The organism is Clostridium sp. ATCC BAA-442, from assembly GCF_964239415.1.
Taxonomy (GTDB): Bacteria; Bacillota; Clostridia; order Oscillospirales; family Oscillospiraceae; genus Flavonifractor; species Flavonifractor plautii.
In genome coordinates, this window is the sequence record NZ_CAXSQB010000048.1 from 20,980 (window position 1) to 28,016 (window position 7,037).

Annotated in this window: 6 protein-coding genes; all 6 read right to left on the reverse strand. The window is 57.8% G+C overall.

Features of this window, described 5'->3' with window-relative positions:
- Positions 1-17: 17 nt before the first annotated feature.
- Positions 18-1,121, reverse strand: coding sequence for a flagellin (locus ACESY8_RS16030; protein WP_035300731.1), 1,104 nt, complete (start codon positions 1,119-1,121; stop codon positions 18-20).
- Between the two features lie 33 nt (positions 1,122-1,154).
- Positions 1,155-2,753 carry a flagellar hook-associated protein FlgK gene (gene flgK / locus ACESY8_RS16035; RefSeq protein ID WP_007493126.1) on the reverse strand — a complete coding sequence of 533 codons (1,599 nt, stop codon included), beginning with the start codon at positions 2,751-2,753 and terminating at the stop codon, positions 1,155-1,157.
- Positions 2,754-2,764: 11 nt separating this feature from the next.
- Entirely contained in the window at positions 2,765-3,229 is a 465-nt protein-coding gene (locus ACESY8_RS16040) for a flagellar export chaperone FlgN (RefSeq protein ID WP_007493128.1), read from the reverse strand.
- Position 3,230: 1 nt separating this feature from the next.
- The gene (locus ACESY8_RS16045; protein WP_054338670.1) at positions 3,231-3,542 is read right to left on the reverse strand and encodes a flagellar biosynthesis anti-sigma factor FlgM; all 312 of its coding nucleotides are present in this window, start codon (positions 3,540-3,542) and stop codon (positions 3,231-3,233) included.
- 193 nt (positions 3,543-3,735) lie between these two features.
- Positions 3,736-5,886, reverse strand: coding sequence for a methyl-accepting chemotaxis protein (locus ACESY8_RS16050; protein ID WP_347526141.1), 2,151 nt, complete (start codon positions 5,884-5,886; stop codon positions 3,736-3,738).
- 209 nt (positions 5,887-6,095) lie between these two features.
- Positions 6,096-6,971, reverse strand: a complete 876-nt coding sequence (locus ACESY8_RS16055) for a PHP domain-containing protein (RefSeq protein WP_434307782.1) — start codon at positions 6,969-6,971, stop codon at positions 6,096-6,098.
- Positions 6,972-7,037: the final 66 nt, after the last annotated feature.

Here is a 7,037-nt window from a genome sequence, read left to right on the forward strand (position 1 = left end):
CGTACAAAGGATAGAAATCACTTCATATAGTCCATCAGGGACTGAGGAATCACATTGGTGCCCACTTGAAGGGCGGCATTGTAACAGGTTTGGGCCCATACAAGCTCCAGAATGGCGTCCGCCGGGTCGATGTCCTCCAGGTTGCTGCGCTCCACATTGAGGGCATCGTAGGTGTTTTCCAACTGGGTTCCGTTTTTGTCCAGGAAATTGGCCTCAGTATCCAGGGTGGTCCACTTCTCCCCCATGGCTTCGCGGGAGGCATCCAGCTTCTTGAGCAACTCCTCCGCTTCGGAGCGGCTTCCAACATTCCATGTCTGAGTCTCATGGTCATAGCCCTCAAAAATATCGGCCAGCCGGAGCATGATAGAGGCAAGGTTCTTGGGATCGCCGTCCGCGTCCACGCCGTAGCCCATGATACCGATACCGGAGATGGCGGAGTCAAAGGCTGTGGAGGGGATCACCTCGCCGTTCCCGTCCAGCTTGAAGCCCAGTCCGATATCCACGTACTGGTGTTCCTCATTCCACATATCCAAGACTTCTTTGTTGGTCATGTCCTTACCGTTTGCGTCCTTAATTGGCTGTCCCTTATCGTCCAAGTAAATATCATCCAGGGTATCCGGATTGTCGATCTCGACGCCGCGGTAGGTGACAAAGCCCTTATCGTTGATAGCAAAGGGGGCGTTCAGGGAGTCCGCCCCGGCGAACACAAAATTATTGCCGTATTTGCCGTTCATGGCCTGAATAATGGCCTCGGCGCCCTCTCGTATGATCTGCCCCTGTGTATTCAGGGTGCTGAGGTTGGTATCATTCAGGCCGCTGAGGGCGGGGACGCGGCCGGTGTCCTGGACCAGACCGTCATAACCGTCCAGCACGCTCTCCAGAGTGCTCCACGCCGTCTCGTACTTATGCAGGACGGTGTCGTTGTTGGAATACTGCGCATTGGTGGCGTTGAGGGAACTGTGAATTTTGAAGGCCCGGGTGGCCGCGGCGGGATTCGACGCATAGGAGCTGAACTGCCGCTGGGTCATCAGCTTGGTCATGGCGGAGTTCAGGGAGTTGGTGGACTTCATGAGATTGGAGCGGTACATCCGCAGGGAGCTGTTAGTTGTAATACGAATCATAATCAATACCTCTTATTGTTCCCGTTCCAGACCTTAGACAACCATGCCGTTGATCAGGGAATCCAGAGCCTCTTCCAATACTGTCATCAGCCGGCAGGCGGCGGTATACGCCTTCTGATAGACCATCAGATTCGTGGCCTCGTCATTCAGATCCACACCGGATACGCTGTCCCGGTCGGTGTAGACGGTGTTATTTACGGTGAGATAGTTGTTCAGCTTGGCAGTAGTACCCATCTGATCCTCTGCCAGGGTGGACTGGGTGCGGAGCAGCCAATCCTCGAACGACATGGAAACGGAGGAGCCCACGGCACCCTGGCGAATATCACTCGGATCAATCCGGTGCTCTTTGGAGAATACCTCGAGGAATCTGGCCAGGTTGGAGCGGTCGTCGGAGGGGGCGTTGGGGTCGGTGGAGGAGAGCATGTGCACCTTGCCCTCCGCCCAGTCCTTTGAGATGGCAATGTTACCGGCGGTGATCTTATCACCTGGATTATCCCGGTTCATAAAGAGATCCCCGGCCCCAGTGACGCCCTGGGCCTGGTTCAGCGCGTTCATCTGCTCGGCAAACTCATTTGCCAGGCTGTCCAGAGCCATCTGGTAGTAGGGGATACCCCGCTTAACGGTGGCGTCCTTATCGTTGTTGATCTCGGCTTGGGTGGAGTATTCGCCCTTCTCTGTCAGCATTTCCCGCAGGGACTGGAGGGAACCATACAGGTCGGTATCCTTGAGTGTGTCAAAAGCGCCGGCATTGGGGTTTTGTTTTACGCCATCCATGTCTTTCAAGGCGTCCAGCCGAACTGTATACCCGTCCTGCTCGTCCCCAGTGGAAACCTTGGTGGCAAATTCTCCATCAATGAGTTTGTTCTTATCCCCGGTGGCCAGCTTGACAGTGAGCTTCTCCACCATGAGACCGCCGCCCACATCCTCCATGGAATAGGTGACGTCAATTTTCATGTGCTGACTCAGGGTATCCAGCAGCAGGTTGCGCTGGTCCCGCAGCTCCAGGCCCTCGTCTCCACGGATATCGGAATTGCGGATGGCCACGTTCAGCTCCTGAATCTGGGAGAGGATGCTGTTGATCTCATCCACATCCTGCTTGAGGTAGCCCTCAAAGGTGGTTTTCAGCTCGGCCAGATCCTTGGCGGCGCTGTTGAACAGGTCGCACAGGGTGTCGGCGGACTGGCGGATCAGAGAGTCATAGCCCTCAATGCCGTTGGTGTTGGCCTTGTTGATCAGGTCGCGCAGATCGTTGAGTTGGTTGAGGATCAGGCCGTCATCCTGCTCGCCGTCGCCCTTGCCCACCTCGTCCAGGATTCCGGCCAGCTTCTCCAGGCCGGCGAGCCATGAATCCGCCGAGCCCACATCGGCCTGGGACTTCCGGTAGGAGATGTCCAGTCCCGGGTCCCGGAGCTGGGAGACGCCGTTTACCAGTACGCCCTGCCCCACCCGCACGTTGTACTGGGAGTGGTAGCGGTCTGAACCGCCGGAGATCAGACTGACCTGGTCCAGGCGCTGGCGGGTGTAGCCGTTGGTATTGATGTTGGTGATGTTGTTGCCGGTCACGTCCAAGCCCTTCTGGGCGGCGTAGATACCCAGCTTTACTGTAGTAAGAGAGCCGAATGTACTGCTCATGCTGTTACCTCCTATGCTCTGAAGTCCGTTTTCATGCCGGTGGGGCGGGCCGGGGATGCCTGGTAGTGAGATTCTGCATCCGGCTCCACCCCCCGCCGGGCCAATTCTCCATCCACCCGGCGGAGCTCCAGCTCGGTCAAAGTACGGGCGGAGCCCTGTGCGGCCTGAAGGACGGCGTAGCCCTTCAGTACCTGCTCCACCATGCGGCTGGTCTCCGCCCGGTATTCCGGCGGGCAGTGGGAGGGCATGTCACGCAGGGAAATGCCGGTCAGGCCGAGTCCGGTCAAAAGGGTCTCCCGTTTCTGCTCGCAGCCCCGCAGGGCAAGCGTGAGGGCCTGCTCCCGCTTCATGGCTTCGTTCAACTCGTCCAGAGCGTGCCCCTGCACCGCGTCAATCTTTTGCTGCTCCACATGGCTGATCTGGTCAAAGAGCTGACACAACTCAGAAAGCAGCGCCAGGTAATCGCTGTATTCCACCTCAGTCCGCCTCCTTCTGGAGCAGCATGCGGGCTGCAATTTCCTGGGGGTCGGGCTGGTAACGCCCCTCCCGGATTTGGGCTTGCAGGGACTCAATTTCTCGGCAGGTAGGCCGGATTCGGATTTCCTGTGAAATACGCCCGACAAGCTCTTTCATGCGCGTTTCCTCCCCGCTTGGCTGTATACTGAGCTGGAACTGGTCGTAGACCTGGCGCTCTGCTTGGGGGCGGGAGGTGCTGTGGGCTGCACCGGCCTGGGGGGAACGGCCTGCCCCTGGAACAGATACCCGGGGGATGGAATATTCAGAGAACATGAGATGGCCTCCTCAAGATAGCTGAACGGGAACGAATGAAACAAAGACTGGAAAATCTACTAGTTCTATCGTCACAGATAAAAAAAAGATAAGAACAAATTGGAGGAATACAGGAAATCTTTTTCTCAGTTTGCAGGTATGGGTGTAATAAGGAGGACGGGCCCATTTGGGCCCGCCCTCCTTGGGGCTGGCGTTATTTTGACTCTGGGGCTGGCGAAGAGTCGGTCTCCAAGGAATCTCGAAGCTGGAAATGGGAGGTCAGTGATTTAAGAATCTGAGACTGGTCGGAAAGCTCCTGACTGGCAGCGGCGCTCTCTTCCGCAGAGGCGGAGTTGGTCTGCACAACGCTGGAGATTTGCTCCACGCCCACGTTGATCTGCTCAAGGGCGTCCGCCTGCTGTTCAGAGGCGTCAGAAATCTGGTGGATCGTAGCCGTGATGTCCTGGGCACGGCCCACCACATTTTCCAGATAGGAGGCGGTCTCATTCATACTGGAGGTACCCCTCTGAATGGCGGACAGGGAACGCTGAATCAGGGCGGCGGTATTCTTTGAGGCGTCGGAGGACTTCTGCGCAAGGCTGCGCACCTCCTCAGCCACAACAGCAAATCCCTTCCCGGCGGCCCCGGCCCGCGCGGCCTCCACTGCTGCGTTCAATGCGAGAATATTCGTCTGGAACGCAATATCCTCAATGGTCTTGATGATCTTTCCAATCTCGTTGGAGCTGCTTTGAATGTCCTGCATGGCGGACAGCGTTTCCTGCATTTTCTGATTGCTCTCTGCAATCTCCTGGCTGACCATGGCGGCCTTATCACTGGCATCACGGGCGTGCTCCGCGCTCTTTTGAACATGGTTCAGAATATCCGAGGTAGTGGCAGCCAGCTCCTCAACCGCAGAGGCCTGTTCAGTGGCCCCCTGGGCAAGCGCCTGTGCTCCGCTGGCAACCTGTTCCGACCCGGAGGAGACGTGATCCGCCGCATTGTTGATCTGGCTGAGGGTGTCGCTGAGGGTATAGTTGATGCGGCGAATGGAAAGCAGAATTTGGTTGTAGTCCCCAATATAGCGCTCACGATCCTTCGAGCGGATACGGAAGTTTCCGTCACTCATCTCATTCAGCAGATAACTGATATCCTGAATGATCGCCCGCAGGTTTTCCGTCATAGCCTGGAAGGACTGGGCGAGCTGCCCGATTTCATCCTGAGAGCGGATGTCCAGGTGTACGTCCAGGTTACCGGAGGCGATCTCGTCAGCAGCGGACACCACAGCACGGATAGGAACCAGCATTTTCCGGAGGACGGCGGTCACAACCAGAAGAAGCACCAGCAGCGATGCCACCGACAAAATAAGCAGCAGGCGTGTGGTCCGGGTGACGGAGGACAGGGCGTCCGAGGTATACACACCGGTCATGGACCACCAGGTTTCACCGCCCACCTGCAAGGGGCTGTAGAAGCAGGAGACCTGGTCGCCGTCCTCGCGGGTCTTGCGCATATTGAACGCATCCCCCTGGGCCATGGCGGCCTGAATGGCCTCCAGCTCGTCGGCCTGGGGTGTAAACTCCACCATGTTGTGTCCCACATCGTCCAGTGTTTCGCTGTCCCATATGATGGTTCCATCACCGCTGTAAAGGGTAGACCACATGGAGGTGTAATTGTTGTCGGAAATCTGGAGGGAAGAGAAGGAACTGAGGTCGATGACGGAGATGACCACACCAATCACAGAACCGTTGTAAACAATTGGAGTGCCGTAGGCGATAAGCAGCAGATCTCCATCCCGATAGGGGGCGGAAATGTAAATCCGGTTTTCCTGGGCGGGGACCCGGTAGGAGTCCTCTTTGGCATATTCCTCGTAGGAGGCATAGGCATCAACCTCGGCATCGGCCGAGGACATGTCGATATAAAACCCATAGTGCCGGAGGTTGCTCTGGAACTGATTGGGCTCAAACATGACGCCGATGCCCTCCAGCTCGGGGTTGTTTTTGACCGCGTTCCGGGCCGTCTCCACAATAAACTGCTCCATATCGTATGCGTTGGAGGTCAGAGACAGGCCCGGATAAAGGGTGCTCTGCTGCATGGCAGCGGCGTCCCCGGGAGCGCCATTTGGTTTGGCGTAAATGCGGCCGATGTATTCCTGGATACCCCGGGCCGTATCATCCACAACCCCAAAGCTGTCCTGGATCTCTGTGCCGGTTGTCCTCGCCAGGGCGGACAGCTCGCCTGCAATGCCCTTCTGTATGCTGGTGCTGGTAGTGGAGATCGTCACTCCGATCAGAAGTGCAAAGATGACGGCCAGGACGGCCCCGATGATGACCGCCAGCTTAGAAGTCAGTTTCAGTTTCCCAAACAACATCGATTCCCCCGTTCGGTATCATTGCAAAATGCCGCGTTATGGGCGTGATACCAAGTATTTGTATGTTTATCTCAAACCGGCGGCAGCGTCTGCCGCTTTGCCGGGAAGTTCCTCTCTGTCAAACACACAGTCAACGATTGTATGTAATCGTTTTCTGATGTTTATATCGGACGGATAAACAAAAAATTAAGGGGAAAAACGACAAAAACCTATGGGAAGTGCGGAATTTGGCTTTGATAGAGCCTGTTCCGATGTGGCTGGGCATTTTGGAAGGTTCCCAGCCAGTTGAGGTTGAGGGGAATGGGGGTAAGGAAGGAATCTGGTCGGACGGCCTCCCCGTGGAAATCGCTGCCCCCCGTGATATGGAGGCCGTATTTGTCTGCAAGACGCAGATAGGCGGCGGTCTGTTCTGTGGAATGCCGGGGATAAAAGCACTCAATCCCATCCAGCCCCGCGTCCTTCAGTGCACGGAGGATTTCCTCCAGGCGCCCGTGGGAGCAGCCGAGCTGGCAGGGATGGGCCAGAACCGCCTTTCCGCCCGCGTCATGGATGGCCGCGATGCATTCCGGGGCGCCGGCCTTCCACCGCTCAATGCGCTGGTATTCGTCCGTGTCCAGATAGCGGTCGAAGGCCTCCCGGAGGGAGGAGACATACCCGCGCCGGAGCATCACCCGGGCGAAGTGGGGGCGGGCGACCACTCCGCCGCCGGCGAGGGCCTCCACCTCCTCCAGCGGCACGTCCAGCCCCTTCCCGCGGAGAAACGCGGCGATGCGGTATTTCCGCTCCTCCCGGCTGGCGCGGAGCCTGCGGCAGAGCTCCGCCAGGGCGGGACAGTCGGGGCCCAGATTGAGGCCGAGTATGTGCATGTGACGGTCCTCCCGGGCCCCCAGCTCCACCCCGCGGAGCACCGTCAATCCGCAGGCTTGTCCCGCCCGGACGGCCTCCTCCGCGCCGTCCATGGTGTCGTGATCGGTGACCGCCAGAATCTGGATTCCGGCCGCCAGGGCCTTGGCGGCCAGTTGGGACGGGGTATACTGCCCGTCTGACGCGGTGGTATGGGTATGCAGATCCGCGGGACAGGTCATAAAAACCGCCTCCTCAATTCTTCACCGCCACAACGCGGATGACGGGGGGATCGTCGTTGCCGTAGG